The following is a 20234-nucleotide window of genomic DNA, read 5'->3' on the forward strand; positions in this document are numbered from 1 at the left end:
TTTACGACAAACTCTTCCCCACCTGCTCCAGCATATCCTTCGACAGTCCCGGCACCGACAGGATCCGGTCCAGTTCCCTGCGCATCAATTCCCCCCGCGCCCGGTCGAACCGGCGCCAGCGGCCGAGCGGGGGCAGCATTTTCGCTGCGGTCTGCGGGTTGATCCGGTCGAGCGCGATCAGCTGGTCGGCGAGGAACCGGTATCCAGCGCCGTCGGCGCGGTGGAACGCGCGCTGGTTCATGCTGAACGCCCCGATCAGCGCGCGGGCGCGATTGGGGTTGGTCAGGGTGAAGTCGCGATGCCCGGCCAGCTCCTCGACCTGTTCGAACGTGTCGGCGCGCGTCGACAGCGCCTGGGTGGTGAACCATTTGTCGAGCACCAGCCCGTTGTCGCGGTAGCGGTTGTAGAAGATGTCGAGCGCGGCGATCCGGTCGTCCGAATCCGAATTGACCAAAGTCATCAACGCGCCCTGCCGGTCGGTCATGTTGTCGGCGCGTTCGAACTGGGTAAAGGCGATGGCGTCGGCATCGCTCGCCCCCGACGCGGCGATATAGCCAAGCGCGACCGTACGCAGCCGCCGCTTGCCCTTGGCATCGGGGGTATATTCGAACCCCTGTGCCTCCGTCGCGGCATAGGCGGAACGCCATTCGGGCAGCAGCGCCCGACCTATGTCACTGCGCAGCGCCTCGCGCGCGGCGAAGATCGCATCCGGATCGACCACCCCCATCTGGTCGCCGATAAAGCTGTCCGACGGCAGCAATACCGCCTCCGCTACGAATGCCCGGTCGAGCCGGTCGTCGGCCAGCGTGTTGGCGATGGCGTCGATCACCGCCGCGTGGTTGCCATGGCCGCTGGCGACCGAGGCGACCAGTGTGTCTAGCATCAGCTGCTGCATCGCTTCGTAGCGGGCGAACGGATCGTCGTCATGCGCGCTGAGGAACGCGAGATCGGCCGAGGTCCGGTCGGTCTCAACGATCACCGGTGCCGAGAACCCGCGGTTGATAGACAGCACCGGGCGTTCGGTAACGGTTTCGAACGTGATCGTCGCCGCATCCTGATCGAACAGGAACAGGCGTTCGTCGCTGAGCGGTCGACCGGTTTCCGCGCCGAACAGGCGGAGTTTCAGCGGCAGCACCATCGGCTGTTTGGTCCCTTGGCCCGGCGTCGGCGGCACCGTCTGGCGCAGCGACAGCGTGGCGCGGCCGCCGCCCGGCACATGCTCCAGCGTCGCCGACACGCGCGGCGTACCCGCCTGTTCGTACCAGCGACGGAAGGCGGAAAGGTCAGCGCCCGAGGCATCTTCCATCGCCACCACGAAATCCTCGCAGGTCGCGGCGGTGCCGTCATGGCGGCTGAAATACAGGTCGGTGCCGGCACGGAAGGCGGCGTTCCCCAGGATCGTGGCGATCATGCGCACGACCTCCGCGCCTTTGTTATAGATGGTCGCGGTGTAGAAGTTGCTGATTTCCTGATAGGCGTCGGGCCGGATCGGATGGGCGAGCGGCCCGGCATCCTCGGGAAACTGCGATGCGCGCAGGCTGCGGACATCCTCGATCCGCTTGACCGCTGCCGACCCCTGATCCGCCGAGAATTGCTGGTCGCGCAGGACGGTGAAGCCCTCCTTCAGCGACAGCTGGAACCAGTCGCGACAGGTGACCCGGTTGCCCGACCAATTGTGGAAATATTCATGCGCCACGACGGCGGCGATGCCGTCATAATCGTAATCGGTCGCGGTGTCGGGGTCCGCCAGGATGTAGCGGCTGTTGAAGATGTTCAGCCCCTTGTTCTCCATCGCCCCGAAATTGAAATCGTCGACCGCGACGATGTTGAACACGTCGAGGTCATATTCGCGGCCATAGACCCGCTCGTCCCACGCCATCGATGTCTTCAGCGCGCGCATCGCATGGTCGGTCTTCGCCAGGTCGGGCGCGCGGACCCAGATGCCGAGCTGTACCTCGCGGCCCGAGGCGGTAACGAACTGCCCGCGATTGGCGACCAGATCGCCTGCGACCAGCGCGAAGAGGTAGCTGGGCTTTGGGAAGGGGTCCGACCATTCCGCCCAGTGGCGACCGTCACTCAGGTCACCGGATGCGATGGGATCGCCATTGGCCAGCAGCACCGGGAAGCGCGCCTTGTCGGCGGTCATCCGCACGCGGTAACGGCTGAGGATGTCGGGCCGATCGGGGAAGAAGGTGATGCGGCGGAACCCCTCCGCCTCGCACTGGGTGCACAGATTGCCGCCCGAGGCATAGAGGCCCATCAGCTGGGTGTTCGCCTGCGGCTCGATCACGACCTCGGTCGTCACGTCATGCCGGTCACCGGTCAGGTCGAGGACCAGCGCGCCATCCTCCAGCCGCCAGTCGTCGTGCGACACCCCATCGACCAGTACCGAACGCGGCGTGAGGCCGTCGCCGTCCAGCCGCAACGGTCCGTCGCCGTTGCGCGTGACGGTCAGGGTCGCGGTGACGCGGGTCGCCATGGGGTCGAGGTCGAATTCCAGAGCGATCTCCGGCACATGCCATGCCGGGGGGCGATAATCGCTGCGGCGGATGACGGGCGGGGTCATCGGAGTACGCGTCGCATCGACCATCATCATTCTCGACCTTCATTCAGGTTCGGACCCCGCGTTGCGCAGGGCCACGGCACAAGCTACGCCTGTATCTATGATCGCTTGTCGAAGGATTCCAATGTTCCGTCCAGCCTTGTTGCTCGGTCTTCTCATCAGCACCGCCGCCATCGCGCAGGATGCGCCGCCGGCCCCCGCCCAACCCGCCCCCACCGCCGCCGAACTTCAGGCGCGCAATGGCGAGATCAACGCCGTCCTGCCGCCCGCGCAGGCGGCGATGAAGGCGCATGTCATGTTCCTGGCGAGCGACGCGATGCGCGGGCGCGATGCCGGATCGGCCGAATATGACATCGCTGCGCAATATGTCGCATCGCAATTCTATGCCGCGGGCCTGCGCCCGGCGGGCGACGATGGCAGCTATCTGCAGAAGGTGCCGCTCATCAAGGTCGGCCCGGCGGACATGGGCAAGCTGAGCCTGAACGGGCAGGCGCTGACCTTCGGCCAGGATTATCTGCCGGGCGTCAATCCGGCGGCGGCGGAGACGACGATCGCGGCACCGGTGGTCTATGTCGGCTATGGCGTGTCGTCGCCCAAGCGCGACGATTATGCCGGCCTCGACGTGCGTGGCAAGATCGTGGCGGTGGTGCGCGGCGCGCCCACCGGCCTCGACAGCGAGGAAGCGGCGCATTTCGGCGGCCTGCCGACCAAGGCGGCGATCGCCAAGGCGAAGGGCGCGATCGGCATCATCGCACTCCAGACGCCGGAGGTTTCCGCCCGGATGCCGATGGCCAAGACCGTCGCCACCGCCCAGCCGACCAGCGTCAGCTGGGCCGAAGCCGATGGCAAGGGGCACATCATGGGTGGCGGCGTGCCGACGCTCGCGACGCTCTCCGCTGCGGGAGCCGAGAAGCTGTTCGCCGGATCGGGCACGAGCTGGGCCAAGGCGGCGGCCGCCCTGCCGGGTAGCGCCAGGTTCCGTGGGATCGCGCTGAAGCCGCGTCTCGACGTGGCGATCAAGACCGTAACCACCCCGCTGCCCAGCTCCAATGTCGCCGGGCTGTTGCCGGGCAGCGACCCGACCGTCGCGCCGGAAACGGTCGTGCTGTCGGCGCATCTCGACCATGTCGGCGTCGGCACGCCCAACAAGAACGGCGACACGATCTACAACGGCGCGATGGACAATGCGGTCGGCATCGCCTCGCTGATCGAGGAGGCCAAGCGCTTCAAGGCGTCGGGCAAGGCACCGCGCCGCTCGATCCTGTTCCTCGCGGTCACTGCCGAGGAAAAGGGGCTGGTCGGCTCCGATTACTTCGCGCACAACCCGACGATCGCGAAGGTGATGCCGGGTGCCAAGATGGTCGCTGACGTCAATCTCGACATGCCGATCATCACCTACAAGTTCACCGATGTCATCGCGTTCGGCGCGGTGCGCTCGACCTTGGGCGATATCGTGAAGCGCGCGGCGGCGACGGCAGGGGTCAGCTTCTCGCCCGATCCGATGCCCGACATGGCGCTGTTCGTGCGCTCGGACCATTATCGCTTCGTGCAGCAGGGCGTGCCGTCGGTCTTCCTGTGGCCGGGCACGTCGGGGCCAGGCAAGGCGGCGGTCGATGCGTTCTTCGCCAACAACTATCACCAGCCGTCGGACGAAGTGGTGCAGGGGCCGCCGATCGACTGGGAATCGGGCGAACGCTTCATCAACGTCAATTACCAGATCGCCCGCGACATCGCCGACGCACCCCAGCGTCCGGCGTGGAACAAGGGCGATTTCTTCGGCACGCTCTATAACGGCTACGGCGCGAAGTAAGCGCCGCTGCCCCATGACGTCGCCCCAGCGCAGGCTGGGGCCTCCCCGTGGCGGGCGTCGCACTTCGCCACGGGGAGATGCCAGCCTGCGCTGGCATGACGATCTTTCGCGCGACGCAGAAGGAATTGTCGATGCGTGCCCTGATCCCCCTGCTGCTCCTCGCCACGCCGGCGTTCGCCCAGACCGCCCCGCTGACCCCGGACGAGGCGGCGATGCGGGCGCATGTCGCGTTCCTCGCGTCCGACGAGATGAAGGGCCGCGCGCCCGGTACGCCCGAATATGACCGCGCCGCCGCCTATGTCGCCGACCAGATGCGCGCCGCGGGCCTGCAGCCGGCGGGCGACGACGGCACCTATCTGCAACGCGTGCCGCTCGCCTCGGCGGTGCCGGTGGGCAAGGGGAGTCTTACTGCCGCCGGACGTCCGAAGCTGACCTTCGGTAGCGATTACCTGACCTCGACCAGCTTCCTCGAACCCGATCTGCGGCGCTCGGGCGAGGTCGTGTTCGTCGGGCGCGGTGTGGTCGATGCGGCGAACGGTATCGACGATTATGCGGGCCTCGACGTGCGCGGAAAGATCGTCGCCTATCTCTATGGCGCGCCGGCCAGCCTGCCGAGTGAAATCCGCGCGCATCTGGGCAGCGGCGATACCAAGCGGGCGGCGGCGGCGGCGCATGGCGCGATCGGCGTGATCCAGATCGAGAATACCGAGCAGACGCATCGCTACCCCTTCAGCTATCTCATGTCGGTCTATCGCAGCCCGCGTATGACGTGGGTCGGCAAGGATGGCCGTCCGCAGGTGCCGGGCAGCGGCGCACCGTCGATCGCGTCGCTGAGCGCTGGCGGGGCCGCCAAGCTGTTCACCGGCTCGACGCTCGACTGGGCAGCGGTGATGAAGGCGGAGGCCGCCGGACAGGGCGTACCGCGCGGAGCGACCGGGGTGCGCGTGACGACGCGCCAGCGCTCGAAGGTCACACGCTTCACCAGCAGCAACGTCGTCGGCGTGTTGCCCGGCAGCGATCCGGTGCTGAAGGGCGAATATGTCGCGCTGTCGGCGCATCTCGACCATATCGGCATCTCGACCGGCCCCACCCTGCCCAAGGGCGCCGACCGAATCAACAACGGCGCGATGGACAATGGCGTCGGCACGGCAGCGATGATCGAGGTCGCGAAGCAGTTCGCGGCGGACCCGCGCAAGCCCCGCCGCAGCCTGATCTTCGTCAGCGTGACGGCCGAGGAAAAGGGGCTGATCGGCAGCGAATATTTCGCGACCCATCCGACCGTGCCCGCCGGCTCGATCGTCGCCGACGTCAATCTCGACATGCCGATCCTGTCCTATCGCTTCGAGGATATGGTCGCGATCGGCGCGGACCATTCGACCGTTGCGCAGGCGGTGGCACGGGCGGCGGGCAAGCGCGGTATCGCGCTCAGCCCAGATCCCGAACCCGAAGAGGCGATCTTCGTCCGGTCCGACCATTACAGCTTCGTCAAGGCGGGCGTGCCCTCGGTGTCGCTCGACACCGGGTGGAAGGGGCCGGGCAAGGCGGCGGTCGCCGACTTCCTCGAGCATCGCTATCACCAGCCGGGTGATGACATGCGCCAGACGTTCGACTGGACGGCGGGGCGGGTGTTCGTGGCGATCAATCACGACATCGCGCTCGACCTCGCCGATGCGGAAGCCCGGCCACGGTGGAACAAGGGCGATTATTTCGGGCTGCTCTACAACGGCTACGGCGCGAAGTGAGCTGCTCTACGCCGTGCCTCCGCGCAGGCGGGGGGCCAGGGTCACGAACGGACCCGGTCATTGCTTGGCTCTGGACCCCCGCCTGCGCGGGGGTACGGTCGGGGCAAAGATGAACCGATGCGCCTCCTGATCTTCGGCTTGGGCTATGCCTCGCGCGCGATCGCCGCACGATTGGTACCGCATGGCTGGCGCGTCGTCGGCACCACCCGCGACGGCCGCGATGGCACGATCGCCTTTGCCGACCATGACCGCGTGGCGTTCGAAGCGAAACAGGCGACCGCGATCCTCTCCAGCGTGCCGCCCGATCGGGACGGCGACCCGGTGCTGCGCGACTATCGCGAGCTGCTGGACGGGCCGACGCTCGCCTATCTCTCCTCGACCGGCGTGTACGGCGATGCCGGCGGCGGCTGGGTCGACGAAAGCGCTCCCGTCGCCGGTCGCCGGGCGAACCGTAACGAAGCGGATGCGACATGGCTGGCGCTGGGCGCGCGGGTGTTCCGCCTGCCGGGCATCTATGGCCCTGGCCGCTCGCCGCTCGAACGGGTCGCAAGCGGCGAGGCGCACCGCGTCGACAGCCCCGGACAGGTATTCAGCCGGGTGCATGTCGCCGATATCGCCGATGGCGTCGCGCGCGGGCTGTCGGGGCCAGCCGGCGCGTACAACCTGTCCGATGATTGCCCCGCGCCGCAGAACGACGTGGTCGTCTATGCCGCGCGGCTGCTGCGCCTCCCGCCGCCGCCGTTCGTGCCGCTGGAGACGCTCAGCCCGATGGCACGCGCCTTTTACGGCGAGAACCGGCGGGTGGCGAACGGGCGGGCGAAGCGGGTGCTGGGCTGGCGTCCGGCCTATCCCGATTACCGGTTCGGCCTGCGCGCTTTGAGCGCCACGACCAGCCCGGCCAGCGCCAGTGCCGCGCCGGCCCCGGCGAGCGGCGACCAGCGATAGCCCTCGAACAGGGTCGACAGCAGCATCGCGATCACCGGCACGATGACGCCGTTATATGCCGCCTTGGCGGGGCCGATCACGCGGATCAGCCCGAAATAGAGCGTGAAGGCGACCGCCGACGCGACGATGCCGAGGTAGAGCAGCCCGCCGACATAGGCCCAGCGCCAGTCGAACACCGGCGGCCCGACGGTCGCGGCGGCATAGCTTGCGTCGATGGCGGCCCCGATCAGCATGGCGATGCCGAGCAGCGGGACCATCGGATAGGCCCTGGCGGTCGGCGTCGCCTGCATGACATTGGCGGTCGATGCCGCGAACACCCCGGCCAGCGCGATGGCGAGGCCGAGCAGCACCGCGCCGCCATTTTCGGGATGGACGCGCGCTTCGTGCAGGAACAGCAGGGCGACGCCGCTGAGCGCGATCGCCGACCCGACCAGCAGCTGTCGCCCCATACGCTGGCCCAGGAAGATGCGGGCGAGGATCGAATTGGGCACGATCAGCAGCGCGTACATCAGCGCCACCAGACCCGAAGTCACATATTCCTCGGCACGATAGACGAAGTTGAAGTTCAGGCAGAATTGCGCGAGGCCGAGCCCCGCGGCGAACAGCAATCCGCGCCGGTCGAGTGCGATCCGATCGCCGCGCCACCGGCCCCAGGCGAGCATCGTGACGCCCGCGATCAGGAAGCGATAGGTGACCGACCACGACGCCGGCACCACCCCCAGCTGGTCGCGGATCACGATCCACGTCGATCCCCAGATCAGCGTGACGATGGCGAAGGGGATCAGGACCGCTGGGGTCGCCGATCTTGGCGTGTCGCTCACAAGGCGGTGATCGCGTCGGCGAGCGGGGCGACGGTCGCCGCATCCTGATCCCACGCCACCACCAGCCGCGCCTGGCCTGCGCCCCAGTCATAGAAATCAAACCCTTGCGCGCGCAGGTCGGCGGCTTCTTCGCCGGTGAGGCGCAGGAACACCTCGTTCGCCTCGACCGCATGGATCAGCCGGTTCCCCGCCGCCTGCGCCAGCATCGCCGCCCCGGCATTGGCGGTGCGGGCATTGGCGAGCCACACATCGCCGTCCAGCATCGCCAGCAACTGCGCCGCGAGGAACCGTCCCTTCGACGCCAGCAGGCCGGCCCGCTTGCGGCGATAGCGCGCAACCTTCGCCAGTTCGGGGCGGAAGAATACCAGCGCCTCCGCCGACATGCCGCCATTTTTGATGAAACCGAACGACAGCGCGTCGACGCCGGCCTGCCACGTCAGCTCGGCGGGCGAACAGCCGAGATGCGCCACCGCATTGGCGAAGCGCGCGCCGTCCATGTGCAGGCCAAGGCCGCGTGTCCGGGCCAGCGCGCCGATCGCCGCAACCTCGTCCGGGGTATAGACCCCTCCGGCCTCGGTCGCCTGGGTGATCGAAATGGCGTGCGGCTGTACCTGATGCACGTCGTCACGGATGGTCGACAGGAACGCTTCGATCGTCGGCGCGTCGAGCTTGGCGCCATCGCCACCCAGCAGCATCAACTTGGCACCATGCGTATAGAATTCGGGAGCGCCGCCCTCGTCATTCTGGATATGCGCTTCCCGGTGGCAGATGATGCCGCCGTGCGGCGGGCACATCGCGGTCAACGCGAGGCAGTTCGCCGCCGTCCCGCTCGGCACCCACAGCACCGCCACCTCGCAGCCGAACAGTTCGCCGAACCGCGCATCGAGCCGCCGGCTGAGCGCGTCACCGTCATAGGCGGTGTCCTGCCCGTTCGCCGCGACGATGGCGTTCAGGACGGCGGGGCAGGCGGGGGCGGCATTGTCGGAAAAGAAGCGCATGACGAAGCCTTGGCGGGGCGGCGGGCGGGGGTCAATGGTGCCGGCCGGTAATCCCCACCACTCGCGTCACCCCAGCGAAGGCTGGGGTCTTCAGCGGCTCCTGCCCCGCATGATCGCCGGGAGATCCCAGCCTTCGCTGGGATGACGCAGGTGGCGCCGGGGAAGATCGTTTGCCCCTATTGCTGATCCTCTTCCGGTGGGCGGCGCTCTTCCTGCGGGACCGGTTCCTCCTCGCGGCGGCGGCGGTCGTTGGGGCCGAAGCGGACCTGTCCGTCGCGGTCAAGCGACACGTCGAAGCCCGGTCCCTCGACCGTCATCGGCCCTTCGTCGGGAATGCCCAGCGCGTCCTGTACCGCATCGATCGCATTGTCGATCGGTTCGGGTTCGGGCGCCGCGACCGGTACCGGATCGCGCAGGTTCAGCGCCTGCCGCATGAAGTCGCGCCAGATCCGCGCGGGCAGGCCGCCGCCGGCCAGCCCCGGATTGGGGGTGTTGTTATCGTTGCCCAGCCACACCCCGGCGACGATCCCGCCGGCATAGCCGACGAACAGCGCGTCGCGATTGTCCTGCGTCGTACCGGTCTTGCCGAAGGCTTCCACCGGCAGGTTGGCGGCGACGCCGGTCCCCTGGCGGATCGACGCGGCGAGCAGCGTGCGCATCCCCTCCAGCTCGTCCCGCGACAGGGTTCGCCGGGTCGAGCGCAGCCGGTCGAGCCAGGTCGGTTCGTCCTGCTGCGCCAGCCCGCGCGGGATCACCGGCGCCTCGCCCGCTGCGATCGCGGCATAGGCGCTGGTCAGTTCGATAAGCGAGGTGGTGGAGGTGCCGAGCGCGATCGACGCTTCGTTGGCGATCGGGGTGGAAATGCCGAGGTCGCGCGCGGCACGGATGACGTTCTTGACGCCGACCTCCTTGGTCAGCCGCGCGGCGGCGACATTGCTCGACCGCTGGAACGCGCGTTCGAGGGTGATCGTGCCCAGATAGCGGCCGTCGCTGTTCTTGGGACTCCAGTCGCCGATCGTGACCGGTTCGTCGACGACCTGGCTCTGCGGGTTCAACCCAGAGCGCATCGCCGCCAGATAGACGAACAGCTTGAAGGTCGATCCCGGTTGCCGCCGGGCCTGTACCGCGCGGTTGAACGGGCTGTCGGCGTAATTCTTGCCGCCGACCATCGCGATGACCCGGCCGTCGGGGCGCATCGCGACGATCGCGACCTGCGTCTGCTTCAGCCCGGCGTTGCGCACGGCGCGCTCGGCGGCACGCTGCATCCGGATTTCCAGCGTCGTCGTGACCTTGCGGTCCGCACCGACGCCGCCTTCCCGGTCGCGCGCCTGCGGCAGCACCCAGTCGGCGAAATAGGTGCCCGAGGGCAGCGTGCTGCTGTCGGTGACGTGCAGCACGGCGGGCTTCACCCGATCCGCTTCGGCCGACGTCAGATAGCCCGCGGCCTCCATCGCGCCGACGACCACCGCCTGTCGCGCCCGCGCGCCCTTCAGGTTGCCGGTGGGAGCAAGGCGCGAGGGCGCCTTGACCAGCCCGGCCAGCATCGCCGCCTGACCGACGGTCAGGTCCTTGGGCGCCCGCCCGAAATAATGGTGCGCGGCAGCGTCGAGACCATAGGCGTTGTCGCCGAAATAGGCGTTGGACAGGTACCGGGACATGATCTCGTCCTTGGTCAGCCATGCCTCCAGCCAGAACGCGATCAGCACTTCGCGGATCTTGCGCGCGGCGGTCCGGTCCGAATCGAGGAACGCATTCTTCGCCAGCTGCTGCGTGATCGTGCTGGCGCCCTGTCGCACGCCGCCCGCCGCGGTATTGGTCCACATCGCGCGGGCGATGCCGCGCGGGTCGATGCCCCAATGCGTGCGGAAGCGGCGGTCCTCGATCGCCATGAACGCTTCGGTGACGTGCGCGGGCAGCTTGGTCGCGTCGACCGGCTTGCCGATATTGGCGCCACGCTCGGCGATCGGCGTTCCCTCCGCCGACAGCAGGGTGATTGACGGCGGCGCGGGCGGTTCGAGCGATTTCGACAGCGGCGCGGTCAGCGCCAGCCAGCCGATCGCAAGGATCAGCAGCAGGATGAACACCCCGAAGCCACGCATGATCCAGCGGAGCCACCAGCGAAGCGGGCGGCGCTTCTTCGCGGCGGCGGTGGTCGGGGCCTCGGGGGGCGGTGGCGGAGAATTGCCGGCACCGGGAAAGCTGCGGTCGTAATCGGCCAGCGCATCGTCGAACGCGGCCAGCCGCCGGCGCCGCTCCAGCGCCTCGCCCGTCAGCGGGGTCGACAGGCGCCCGATCCGGCTGGGATCGACGGGGCCGGAGGGCGGGGACGGGGGATCGTAAGCCATGATACCCGCCGTGTATTATCGGTCTGACACAGCCTCGGCAAGCAGACTTGCGGCGGGGCGAGCGTACCGGAAGGGCGACGGGCGGAACCGGCACGATCCCCGTACGCTAAGCACCGGCAACGACAGGAGAATCGCGGTGGACGACGATCGCATCTGGAATTTCGAGGAAAGCCTGTGGACCGCCGATGCGGCGCATTACGAGGAATCGGTCGACGACGAATGCCTGATGGTGCTGCCGACGCCGCCGTTCGTCTTCACCGGACGGCAGGCGATCGACACGGTGAAAGACACGCCGCGCTGGGAACAGGTGTCGCTGACCGAACGGCAGGTCGCGCGCCCGCAGGAAGGGCTGATCGTCGTCGCCTACAAGGCGGAGGCGCATAAGGGTGGCGAGGCGTATACGGCCTATTGCACCTCGACCTATCGCTGGATCGAACACGGCGTGTGGACGGTGGTGCAGCACCAGCAGACCCCGCCGCTGACGTTGAAGGGCGGGTGAGGTCTAGCCTCCGTCATTCCCGCGAAGGCGGGAATCCATAGCCGCTGTCGTCCGCGTCTGAGTCGCTGCGGTTGCGTTTATAGGTTCCCGCCTGCGCGGGAGCGACGAGGGGCGGGCGGGGCGTCAGCCGCAGCCCGCTGGTTGTCCGCGGGGCGTCGAACGTCATCGGGTCGTGGCCGATCGCCGGATGATGTATTTTAGAGACGCGGCCTTCGCGCCGCATCCGACGGTCGGCTTCGTCCCACGGAGGTAAAGCTGTCTCGTGCTGTACCCAATGCACGACACTCGCCTGATCGCACCAGCGCATGAGCTTCGGCATGGTGCGACGATGCGGTCCGGCGGTCATGTACGCACGCATCGATGCCGCATCGTCCCATGCGGTCATCGTCCAATAGGTGCGCCGCCGATCCGCCAGCATCCGTCCGTCACGATAGCCCTTGGCGCGCTTTACCTGTCGTGCACTCAACCACGTATCGATCAGGAAGGCCGGCAGGAAGCGCGCGGACCGGATGCGCAGCCGGGTGATGCTGACAAAGGTCACGCCTCCAGCTCGACGTCCCAGTAGAGCCAGTCGTGCCACGTTTCGTGCAGATGGTTGGGCGGGAAGCGGCGGCCCTGTTCCTGCAGCTGCCAGCTGGTCGGGCGGATCGGCTGGACATGCAGCGGCATCGCCGCCTGTTTCGGCGTCCGCCCCCCCTTGCGCAGGTTGCACGGCGCACAGGCGGTGGCGACGTTCTCCCACGTCGTCCGCCCACCCTGCGCGCGCGGCACGACGTGATCGAAGGTCAGGTCGTGGGTCGCGCCGCAATATTGGCAGCTGAAACGGTCGCGCAGGAACAGGTTGAACCGGGTGAAGGCCGGAAATTCCGATGGCCGCACATATTGCTTGAGCGCGATGACCGAGGGCAGCTTGATGCGTGCCGTCGGGCTGCACACTTCGCGATCATATTGGGCGACGATGTCGACCCGGTCGAGGAATACGGCCTTAACCGCCGTCTGCCATGGCCATACGCTGAGCGGATAATAGCTCAACGGCGTATAGTCCGCGTTGAGCACCAGCGCGGGGCAGCCATCGGGATGGCGGAGGCGATCGGGATGGTACATGAAGTCCCCCTCGCGTAAACGTCGCGGCCGATATGATCGGCAACGATGACGCGGACATGACAGCACGGCGCGATACCCAAAGTCAAACCGGCGCGGTCGTCACCCGCTTCGCACCCAGTCCTACGGGGGCGTTGCACGCCGGCCATGCGGTGGCGGCGATCGCGGCGCATGACCGCGCAAGGGGCGCGGGCGGGCGATTCCTGTTGCGGATCGAGGACATCGATACGGGGCGCAGCCGGCCCGAACATGTCGCGGGCATCCTTGCCGACCTGCGATGGTTGGGGTTGCATTGGGATGGGGAGGTCGTGTTCCAGTCACAGCGGATGGCGCTCTATGCCGCCGCGCTCGATCGGCTGCGCGCGGCCGGGCTGGTCTATCCGTGTTTCTGTACCCGCGCCGACATTGCCCGCGAACTGGCGGCGAGTGCGTCGGCGCCGCATGGGGTGGACGGTGCGGTCTATCCGGGCACTTGCCGCATGATCCCGCCGACGGTCGCGGCGACGCGGCTGGGCGAGCCGCACGCGTGGCGGATCGACATGGCACGGGCGGTGGCGCTGGCCGGGCCGCTCAAGTGGACCGACGAGCTGGCGGGCAGGGTGTCGGCAGATCCGCTGGCACAGGGCGATGTGGTGCTGGCGCGCAAGGATGCGGGCACCAGCTACCATCTGGCGGTCACGATCGACGATGCCGCGCAGGGAGTGACCCATGTGGTACGCGGCGTCGACCTGTTCGCCGCGACCCATATCCACCGGCTGTTGCAGGCACTGCTCGGCCTGCCCGTCCCGATATGGCGGCATCATCCGCTGCTGCTGGGGCCGGATGGCACGCGGCTGGCCAAGCGCAACGGCGCGCCGACGCTCGCGGCGCTGCGCGAACAGGGTCTCGACGGGCGCGACCTCGCCGACGATCTGCGTGCAGGGCGACTGCCCATTGGCTTTGCGCTGGCAAAGGCTTAGCTTCACGCCATGAACACGTTCCTGGTCCTGTTGTTGATCGCGGCGATGATCGCGGTCGTCGTCGCGCTGATCCGCGGCATCGTGTCGTTCCTGGCACAGGGAAGCGCCGAGGTGCGCGGCGAGGGGCCGAGCGACCATGCGCTGAAATCGAACAAGATGATGCAGGCGCGCGTGTTGTTTCAGGCGATCGCCATCCTGATCGTCGTCGTGCTGCTGTTCCTGTCCGGGCGCAGCTGAACCGCCTCATGGTCAAGCTGACGAAGATCTATACCCGTACCGGCGACGGCGGGACCACCGGGCTGGTCGACGGATCGCGCGTGGCGAAGGATGCCGCCGTGATGCAGGCGATCGGCGATGTGGACGAGGCGAATTCGGCGCTGGGCGTCGCCATCGCCGCGCTGGGCGAGCATCCAGACGCCGCGACGTTGCTGACCATCCAGAACGACCTTTTCGACCTGGGCGCGGACCTCGCCACCCCCTCGGCGATTACGGGCGCGCTGCGGATATTGCCCGAACAGGTGACCGCGCTGGAGAATGCGATCGACCAGGCGAATGCCGGCCTGTCGCCGCTCACCAGCTTCATCCTGCCCGGTGGATCGGCGGCGGCGGCCGCGCTGCATCTGGCCCGCGCCATCGTGCGGCGGGCGGAGCGATCCGCGGTGGCGGCGTCGCATGGCACCGCGCTCAACCCGCATCTGCTCGCCTATCTCAACCGGCTGTCGGATTTTCTGTTCGTTTTTGCGCGGCTTGTGAACCAAAGCGCCGGTGGAGACGTTCTGTGGGTACCGGGTGGAGAGCGTCCGGCATCCTAGGGGAGCGATTTCATGCGAGCGACACCGGCCGACCGGTCCGACCACCCGCTCGCCCATCGCTATCACGCCGTCCGATCGCTGACCGATGCGTTGGCCGTGCCGCTGTCGGACGCTGATGCCACGGTACAGTCGATGGACGATGCGTCGCCCGCCAAATGGCATCTGGCGCACACCACCTGGTTCTTCGAAACCTTTGTCCTGCGCGACCATGTGCCGGGCTACACGCTCCACGACGAACGGTTTCCGTTCCTGTTCAACAGCTATTACGAGGCAGAGGGGCGGCGCCACGCGCGAGCTAGGCGCGGGATGATTACCCGGCCCAGTCTCGACGAGGTGCGCGGCTATCGCGCGGCGGTCGATGCGGCGTTGCTTGCCGCGCTCCCCACGCTGTCGGCAGAGGCGCAGGAACTGGTCGCGCTGGGCTGCAACCATGAGGAGCAGCATCAGGAACTGCTGCTGACCGACATCCTCCACCATTTCAGCGAAAACCCGCTGGAACCGGCGATGTTCGCGCCCGAGCCCAAGCGCCCGGTCGCGGTGCCGCCGCCGACCGGCTGGATCGAGCATGGCGGCGGTATCGTGCAGGTCGGGCATGGCGGGCAGGGCTTCGCCTTCGATTGCGAAGGGCCGCGGCATAATGTGCTGCTCCACCCGCACGCGATTGCCGACCGCACCGTCGCCAATGGCGAATGGGCGGCGTTCATCGCCGATGGCGGCTATCGCGACGCGCGGTTGTGGCTGGCCGATGGCTGGGCATGGGTGCAGGCGAACGGCATCCAGGCGCCGCTCTATTGGGAACAGGACGGCGAGCGATGGACCCGTTTCGGCCTTGACGGGCGGCGCGCGATCGATCCCGCTGCACCGGTGACGCATGTCAGCTTCTTCGAGGCCGACGCCTATGCCAGCTGGGCCGGCGCGCGCCTGCCGACCGAGTTCGAATGGGAGGCGGCGGCTGCATCCCATGACCCGGCCGGTGGTAATCAGCTGGACCATGCCCATGCGGTCGAACCGCGCCCGTCGAGCGGCGGCCCCGCTTTTTTCGGCGACGTGTGGCAATGGACCGGCAGCGCGTACCGGCCGTATCCCGGTTTCCGCACCGCAGACGGTGCGGTGGGCGAATATAACGGCAAGTTCATGAGCGGGCAGTTCGTGTTGCGCGGATCGTCCTGCGCCACGCCGCGCGGCCACGCGCGCGCCTGTTACCGCAATTTCTTTTACCCCCACCAGCGCTGGCAATTCACCGGCGTCCGCCTTGCAAAGGACCTGTGATGCTGCGTAGCGATGATGTGCCGATGGCGACCCGTGCCGACCCCGCGTTCCGCGCCGATGTTCTCGCCGGGCTTGCCCTGCCGCAAAAGGCGGTTCCGGCGCGCTGGTTCTATGACCGCAAGGGGTCGGAACTGTTCGAGGACATTACCGCGCTCCCCGAATATTATCCGACTCGTGCCGAGACCGCGATCCTGAAGACGATCTGCCCCGAACTGGTCGGTGCAGTCGGCGAAGGCGTGGCGGTGGTCGAGTTCGGGTCGGGATCTTCGGTCAAGACGCCGATCCTGCTCAATTGCATCGAACCCGCCGCCTATGTCCCGATCGATATTTCGGGCGACTTCCTGCGATCGTCGTCGGCGGTACTGGCCGCGCAGTTCCCCGGACTGCCGGTGCTGCCGGTCGAGGCGGATTTCATGCATCCGGTGCCACTGCCCGCGCAGGTCGCCGCCATGCCGAAACTGGGCTTCTTCCCCGGATCGACCATCGGCAACATGGAACCGCTGGCCGCCGGCACGCTGCTGCGCGCGATGCGCGACTGGCTGGGCGAGGGGGCGATGCTGCTGATCGGCATCGACCGGATCAAGGATCAGGGCACGCTGGTTGCCGCCTATGACGATGCGGCGGGGGTGACGGCGGCGTTCAACCTGAACCTGCTCGACCGGATCAACCGCGAGCTGGCGGGCAATGTCCCGGTCGACGCCTTTGCGCATGAAGCGCGCTGGAACGACGACGCCGCGCGGATCGAGATGCATCTGCGTGCGACCCGCGACATCGACTTCGCGATCGACGGTCGATCCTTCGCGATGCACGCCGGAGAGACGATTCATACCGAGAACAGCCATAAATATGGCGACCGCGATGCGCGCCTGCTATTGCGCAGCGGCGGGTGGACCCCGTTGCAGCAATGGTGTGGCGAGGACGGCGCGTTCTGCGTGATCCTGGCCGAAGCGCGAAAGGTACAGATCGCTCCGTGATCCGATTTCTGCTGACGATGGCGGCGCTGGCCGCGGCGGTGCCGGCGATGGCCCGCGACCTGACCGTGATGAGCCTCAACATCCGCCTGCCCAGCGACGGCGATGGCGCGAATCTTTGGGAACTGCGGCGCGACCTGACCGCGACGACGATCCGCCGTGCCGGCCCCGACGTGATCGGGACGCAGGAATTGTTCAAGCGGCAGGGCGACGACATCGTTGCGCGCCTGCCGCGCTATCGCTGGATCGGGATCGGGCGCAGCGGGACCGGGCGGCCCGACGACGAACATATGGGCGTCTTCTACCGCACCGACCGGTTGCAGGTGGAACGCTGGGGCAATTTCTGGCTGTCGGATACGCCCGACGTGCCGGGCAGCATCACCTGGGGCCACCCCCTGCCGCGCATGGTGACATGGGCGATTTTCCGGGAGCGTGATGGCAGGCGGTTCGCGATGTTCAACACTCACCTGCCGTACCGCGAGGAGGACGAGGCCGCGCGGGAGAAGGGCGCGGCGCTGCTGGCGGCCCGGATTCCGCGCATTGCCGGCGACTTGCCGGTCGTGCTGACCGGCGATTTCAACACCGTGCCCGACAGTCCGACCCACCGCCGCCTTGCGCAGGACATGACCGATGCCTGGACCGCGACGCCCGCGCGAAAGGGGCCGGAGGCGACCTTCCACGGCTTTACCGGCAAGCCCGACCGGCGGATCGACTGGATCTTCGTGAAAGGGTTTGCGCCGCTGTCGGTAACGACGATCGACACGCGGCAGGGGGCGCTGTTCCCGTCCGACCATTATCCGGTCGTCGCGGTGCTGCGCCGCCGCTGACCGGTCAGCGGATCAGCCGTGCGACCCAGGTGCGGATGAAATCGGCGTTGCCGCGGCAATCGTCCATCTCGCGCTGTTCGATCAGGCGAAAGCGGCTGCCGTCCCACGCATAGCGTTGTCGCACGCCGCAATCGCCCAGCCCCCGGCCCAGCGCGTTGGTTTCCAGAATGCCGTCCGCAAAGGAGGCGTTGAAGGCAAGCGAGGTGTCGCCGCCCGAATCACCGCCCGGCTCCGCTTCGAACGCGGCCAGCGTCGCTTCGCCCCGTTCGACCACGAACAGCGCCGACAACAGGTTATAGGCGCCCAGCGAACAGGGCACGATCGCCAGCGTCCGTCCGTTGCCCAGCGGCTTGGTCGTCACATCGGGCAGGTCGTCGCCGTCGCAGTCCGCCTTTGCCCGCATCCGGGTGACCAGCAGTGGGTCGAGCAGCGCCGATTCACCGCGAACGACCGGCGCACGCACCACCGGAAGCGCGGGGGCCGGGCGGGTGTCGGGCCGCGCGCCCTTTGCCACCAGCGCACCGGTCGTGCCGTCGCGCCCCTGTGCGGCATCTATCCAGCGGAGCGCCGCCGCCGCGCCCTTCATTGACAGGGTTGCCGCCGTCGCGCCGGTAGCGTCGGTGATGGTCAGCGTGCCGCCCTGTGCCATGCGCTGCGCAAGGGCCAGTGCCGGTGCGCCGCCCAGCGTGACCGCATCGTCGTCGGCGGTACCGCCGCGTGCCACCGCCTCACCATCGATCGCGGCGGTCAGCGGCAGCGCGGGCAGCGTCACCCCGCGCAGGCGGATCGCAACCGCCCCGTCCGGCCCGGCGGCACGCTCGATCGACAGCATCAATGCCGGCGGATCGCCGTCCTCGGGCGCCAGCGAGCCTGCCTGACAGGTCGCGCCATTATCGCATCCCGCCACCCAGTTGCCGAAACCGCGCAGTTTGGTCGGGTGCGGGACGGTCCCGGTATCGGCAAGCGGGGTCGCACTGGCGCCGGGCGTGGGGGCGGGCTTCGTGCCCTTTTCAGCCGGCTGCGGTGGCGATCCGTTGCAGGCGAGCAGGGCGAGCGGCACGGTAAGGGACAGGAAACGGCGCATAGTGGTGCGATACCGGCATGTACGCCTGATCGAAAGCCGCTATTGCCGCGTTCGAGCCGGCAAACGGCAGTTAATCGAGAGGACGGACGATGGAGACGATTGGCGTGATCGGCGCGGGCCAGATGGGGGCGGGCATCGCACAGGTGTCGGCGCAGGCTGGCTATGCCGTGCTGCTGTCCGACATGTCGGTCGAGCGCGCGCAGGCCGGCAAGGACGGCATCGCCAAGCAACTGGCGCGGGCGGTATCGAAGGATAAGATCACGCAGGGCGACGCCGATGCCGCACTGGACCGCATCACGCCGGTCGGCGACCTGGCGGCGATGGCCCCGTGCGACCTCGTGATCGAAGCCGCGACCGAGCGGGAGGCGATCAAGCGCCAGATCTTCGAAACCGTGGGCAAGGTGCTGTCGGATACCGCGATCCTCGCCAGCAACACCTCGTCCATCCCGATCACCAGACTGGCGCAGGCCGCACCCGATCCGGCGCGGTTCATGGGGGTGCATTTCTTCAATCCGGTGCCGGTCATGGGCCTGATCGAACTGATCCGCGGCCTTGCCACCAGCGACGCGACAGTCGCGGCGGTCGAGGCGTTCGGACAGAGCCTGAACAAGCGGATCGTCCATGCCAATGACGCGCCGGGCTTCATCGTCAACCGCGTGCTGATGCCGATGCTGAACGAGGCCTGCTTCGCGCTGGGCGAGGGGGTGGCGACGATCCCCGACATCGACGCCGCGTGCCAGCTGGGCCTCAATCACCCGATGGGGCCGTTCACCCTGGCCGACTTCATCGGGCTGGACACCTGTCTGGAGATCACCCGCGTCCTGTTCGAAGGGACCGGCGATCCCAAGTTCCGGCCCGCGCCGCTGCTGGTCAAATATGTCGAGGCCGGCTGGTATGGGCGCAAGGTCAAGCGCGGCTTCTACGACTATTCGGGCGCGGAGCCGGTGCCGACGCGGTAAAGGACGCTTGACGTAAAGCGAGCTTGTCATGTAAAGCGTCCTTCACAACTTGTGGAGGATGCCGACATGCCCGTGCCGCCTGAGGCGAAACGCTATACCATCCGCCTGCTGACCGTGATGACGCTGTACGGCGTCACGCTCGTCGCGGTGAACCTGTGGTTCCGTCATGCCCCGCCGAGCGGGCTGCTGGCCTACCTTGCGGCCGTGTTGCCCGCCCTACCCATCGCGCTCGTCTTCGTGGTGATCGGGAAGTTCCTGATGGAAATGCGCGACGAATATATCCGGGCGCAGATGGTCCACGACCTGATGATCGTAACCGGGGCGACGTTGTCGATCACGACCGCGTGGGGATTTTTGGAAGGGTTCGGACTCGTCGGACCAACCAAGCACTATTATGTCGCGACCCTGTGGTTCAGCCTGACCGGCGTTGCCGCCTGTATCCGCGGGCTGATGCGGCGGCGGGAGGCATGAACAACTATTTGAAGACCCTGCGCGCCGAGCGGGGCTGGTCGCAGCAGCATCTGGCCGA

19 protein-coding genes are annotated in these 20234 nt (G+C 67.7%); 12 read left to right on the forward strand and 7 right to left on the reverse strand.

Going from position 1 to position 20234, the window contains the following annotated elements; translation table 11 throughout:
* Window position 1 precedes the first annotated feature (1 nt).
* A complete protein-coding gene (gene pepN / locus QZ755_RS11510) occupies window positions 2-2590 on the reverse strand; it encodes an aminopeptidase N (RefSeq protein WP_294322973.1) in 2589 nt (862 codons plus the stop codon).
* A gap of 97 nt (window positions 2591-2687) precedes the next feature.
* Between pepN and QZ755_RS11515 the strand changes: the two genes are divergently transcribed.
* From QZ755_RS11515 to QZ755_RS11525, 3 genes are all read left to right on the forward strand, one after another.
* Window positions 2688-4373, forward strand: coding sequence for a M20/M25/M40 family metallo-hydrolase (locus QZ755_RS11515; protein ID WP_294322940.1), 1686 nt, complete (start codon window positions 2688-2690; stop codon window positions 4371-4373).
* A 95-nt stretch (window positions 4374-4468) separates the two neighbouring features.
* Window positions 4469-6115, forward strand: a complete 1647-nt coding sequence (locus QZ755_RS11520; RefSeq protein ID WP_294322942.1) for a M28 family metallopeptidase — start codon at window positions 4469-4471, stop codon at window positions 6113-6115.
* A 117-nt stretch (window positions 6116-6232) separates the two neighbouring features.
* Window positions 6233-7060, forward strand: coding sequence for an NAD(P)-dependent oxidoreductase (locus QZ755_RS11525; protein WP_294322943.1), 828 nt, complete (start codon window positions 6233-6235; stop codon window positions 7058-7060).
* Here QZ755_RS11525 and QZ755_RS11530 read toward each other — a convergent pair.
* The 3 genes from QZ755_RS11530 to QZ755_RS11540 form a co-directional block, all read right to left on the reverse strand.
* Complete coding sequence (locus tag QZ755_RS11530) at window positions 6970-7881, reverse strand: EamA family transporter (protein ID WP_294322945.1); 912 nt, start codon at window positions 7879-7881, stop codon at window positions 6970-6972. The genes QZ755_RS11525 and QZ755_RS11530 overlap by 91 nt on opposite strands.
* Entirely contained in the window at window positions 7878-8879 is a 1002-nt protein-coding gene (locus QZ755_RS11535; RefSeq protein WP_294322947.1) for a beta-eliminating lyase-related protein, read from the reverse strand. The genes QZ755_RS11530 and QZ755_RS11535 overlap by 4 nt, the downstream gene beginning before the upstream one ends.
* A 176-nt stretch (window positions 8880-9055) precedes the next feature.
* A complete protein-coding gene (locus tag QZ755_RS11540; RefSeq protein ID WP_294322949.1) occupies window positions 9056-11224 on the reverse strand; it encodes a transglycosylase domain-containing protein in 2169 nt (722 codons plus the stop codon).
* 136 nt (window positions 11225-11360) lie between these two features.
* Here QZ755_RS11540 and QZ755_RS11545 point away from each other — a divergent pair, with 136 nt between their 5' ends.
* On the forward strand, window positions 11361-11723 hold the full coding sequence (locus QZ755_RS11545; protein WP_294322950.1) for a DUF4440 domain-containing protein: 363 nt from the start codon (window positions 11361-11363) through the stop codon (window positions 11721-11723).
* 13 nt (window positions 11724-11736) lie between these two features.
* On the opposite strand, the gene QZ755_RS11550 is transcribed toward QZ755_RS11545, so the two are convergent.
* Together QZ755_RS11550 and QZ755_RS11555 are read right to left on the reverse strand one after the other, a co-directional pair.
* Window positions 11737-12264 carry a hypothetical protein gene (locus QZ755_RS11550; RefSeq protein WP_294322952.1) on the reverse strand — a complete coding sequence of 176 codons (528 nt, stop codon included), beginning with the start codon at window positions 12262-12264 and terminating at the stop codon, window positions 11737-11739.
* Window positions 12261-12827 (reverse strand): HNH endonuclease, encoded by a 567-nt coding sequence (locus tag QZ755_RS11555; RefSeq protein ID WP_242116865.1) that lies wholly within the window; start codon window positions 12825-12827, stop codon window positions 12261-12263. The genes QZ755_RS11550 and QZ755_RS11555 overlap by 4 nt, the downstream gene beginning before the upstream one ends.
* 56 nt (window positions 12828-12883) lie before the next feature.
* On the opposite strand from QZ755_RS11555, the gene gluQRS reads away from it, so the two are divergent.
* The 6 genes from gluQRS to QZ755_RS11585 are packed head-to-tail and all read left to right on the forward strand — an operon-like array spanning window position 12884 to window position 17662.
* Window positions 12884-13783, forward strand: a complete 900-nt coding sequence (gluQRS, locus tag QZ755_RS11560; RefSeq protein ID WP_294322975.1) for a tRNA glutamyl-Q(34) synthetase GluQRS — start codon at window positions 12884-12886, stop codon at window positions 13781-13783.
* Between the two features lie 9 nt (window positions 13784-13792).
* Entirely contained in the window at window positions 13793-14020 is a 228-nt protein-coding gene (locus QZ755_RS11565; RefSeq protein WP_294322956.1) for a twin transmembrane helix small protein, read from the forward strand.
* 8 nt (window positions 14021-14028) lie between these two features.
* Window positions 14029-14595 carry a cob(I)yrinic acid a,c-diamide adenosyltransferase gene (locus tag QZ755_RS11570; protein ID WP_294322958.1) on the forward strand — a complete coding sequence of 189 codons (567 nt, stop codon included), beginning with the start codon at window positions 14029-14031 and terminating at the stop codon, window positions 14593-14595.
* A 12-nt stretch (window positions 14596-14607) separates the two neighbouring features.
* Complete coding sequence (gene egtB, locus QZ755_RS11575) at window positions 14608-15864, forward strand: ergothioneine biosynthesis protein EgtB (RefSeq protein WP_294322959.1); 1257 nt, start codon at window positions 14608-14610, stop codon at window positions 15862-15864.
* On the forward strand, window positions 15864-16838 hold the full coding sequence (egtD, locus tag QZ755_RS11580) for an L-histidine N(alpha)-methyltransferase (RefSeq protein ID WP_294322961.1): 975 nt from the start codon (window positions 15864-15866) through the stop codon (window positions 16836-16838). Before egtB ends, egtD begins: the two co-directional genes overlap by 1 nt.
* Window positions 16835-17662: an endonuclease/exonuclease/phosphatase family protein gene (locus QZ755_RS11585; protein ID WP_294322964.1), complete on the forward strand. Its 828-nt coding sequence runs from the start codon at window positions 16835-16837 to the stop codon at window positions 17660-17662. Before egtD ends, QZ755_RS11585 begins: the two co-directional genes overlap by 4 nt.
* 4 nt (window positions 17663-17666) lie before the next feature.
* Here the strand turns inward: QZ755_RS11585 and QZ755_RS11590 are convergent, their stop codons facing one another.
* The gene (locus tag QZ755_RS11590) at window positions 17667-18746 is read right to left on the reverse strand and encodes a DUF1176 domain-containing protein (RefSeq protein ID WP_294322967.1); all 1080 of its coding nucleotides are present in this window, start codon (window positions 18744-18746) and stop codon (window positions 17667-17669) included.
* Window positions 18747-18835: 89 nt separating this feature from the next.
* Between QZ755_RS11590 and QZ755_RS11595 the strand changes: the two genes are divergently transcribed.
* Together QZ755_RS11595 and QZ755_RS11600 are read left to right on the forward strand one after the other, a co-directional pair.
* On the forward strand, window positions 18836-19705 hold the full coding sequence (locus QZ755_RS11595) for a 3-hydroxyacyl-CoA dehydrogenase NAD-binding domain-containing protein (RefSeq protein WP_294322969.1): 870 nt from the start codon (window positions 18836-18838) through the stop codon (window positions 19703-19705).
* A gap of 66 nt (window positions 19706-19771) precedes the next feature.
* Entirely contained in the window at window positions 19772-20176 is a 405-nt protein-coding gene (locus QZ755_RS11600; RefSeq protein WP_294322970.1) for a hypothetical protein, read from the forward strand.
* Window positions 20177-20234: the final 58 nt, after the last annotated feature.

This window comes from uncultured Sphingomonas sp. (assembly GCF_913776855.1).
Classification (GTDB): Bacteria; Pseudomonadota; Alphaproteobacteria; order Sphingomonadales; family Sphingomonadaceae; genus Sphingomonas.

Coding starts and splice junctions, on each gene's coding strand:
- pepN (WP_294322973.1), bottom strand. CDS start 2,590: ATGGTCGATGCGACGCGTACTCCGATGACCCCGCCCGTCATCCGCCGC.
- QZ755_RS11515 (WP_294322940.1), top strand. CDS start 2,688: ATGTTCCGTCCAGCCTTGTTGCTCGGTCTTCTCATCAGCACCGCCGCC.
- QZ755_RS11520 (WP_294322942.1), top strand. CDS start 4,469: ATGACGATCTTTCGCGCGACGCAGAAGGAATTGTCGATGCGTGCCCTG.
- QZ755_RS11525 (WP_294322943.1), top strand. CDS start 6,233: ATGCGCCTCCTGATCTTCGGCTTGGGCTATGCCTCGCGCGCGATCGCC.
- QZ755_RS11535 (WP_294322947.1), bottom strand. CDS start 8,879: ATGCGCTTCTTTTCCGACAATGCCGCCCCCGCCTGCCCCGCCGTCCTG.
- QZ755_RS11540 (WP_294322949.1), bottom strand. CDS start 11,224: ATGGCTTACGATCCCCCGTCCCCGCCCTCCGGCCCCGTCGATCCCAGC.
- QZ755_RS11555 (WP_242116865.1), bottom strand. CDS start 12,827: ATGTACCATCCCGATCGCCTCCGCCATCCCGATGGCTGCCCCGCGCTG.
- gluQRS (WP_294322975.1), top strand. CDS start 12,884: ATGACAGCACGGCGCGATACCCAAAGTCAAACCGGCGCGGTCGTCACC.
- QZ755_RS11565 (WP_294322956.1), top strand. CDS start 13,793: ATGAACACGTTCCTGGTCCTGTTGTTGATCGCGGCGATGATCGCGGTC.
- QZ755_RS11570 (WP_294322958.1), top strand. CDS start 14,029: ATGGTCAAGCTGACGAAGATCTATACCCGTACCGGCGACGGCGGGACC.
- egtB (WP_294322959.1), top strand. CDS start 14,608: ATGCGAGCGACACCGGCCGACCGGTCCGACCACCCGCTCGCCCATCGC.
- egtD (WP_294322961.1), top strand. CDS start 15,864: ATGCTGCGTAGCGATGATGTGCCGATGGCGACCCGTGCCGACCCCGCG.
- QZ755_RS11590 (WP_294322967.1), bottom strand. CDS start 18,746: ATGCGCCGTTTCCTGTCCCTTACCGTGCCGCTCGCCCTGCTCGCCTGC.
- QZ755_RS11595 (WP_294322969.1), top strand. CDS start 18,836: ATGGAGACGATTGGCGTGATCGGCGCGGGCCAGATGGGGGCGGGCATC.
- QZ755_RS11600 (WP_294322970.1), top strand. CDS start 19,772: ATGCCCGTGCCGCCTGAGGCGAAACGCTATACCATCCGCCTGCTGACC.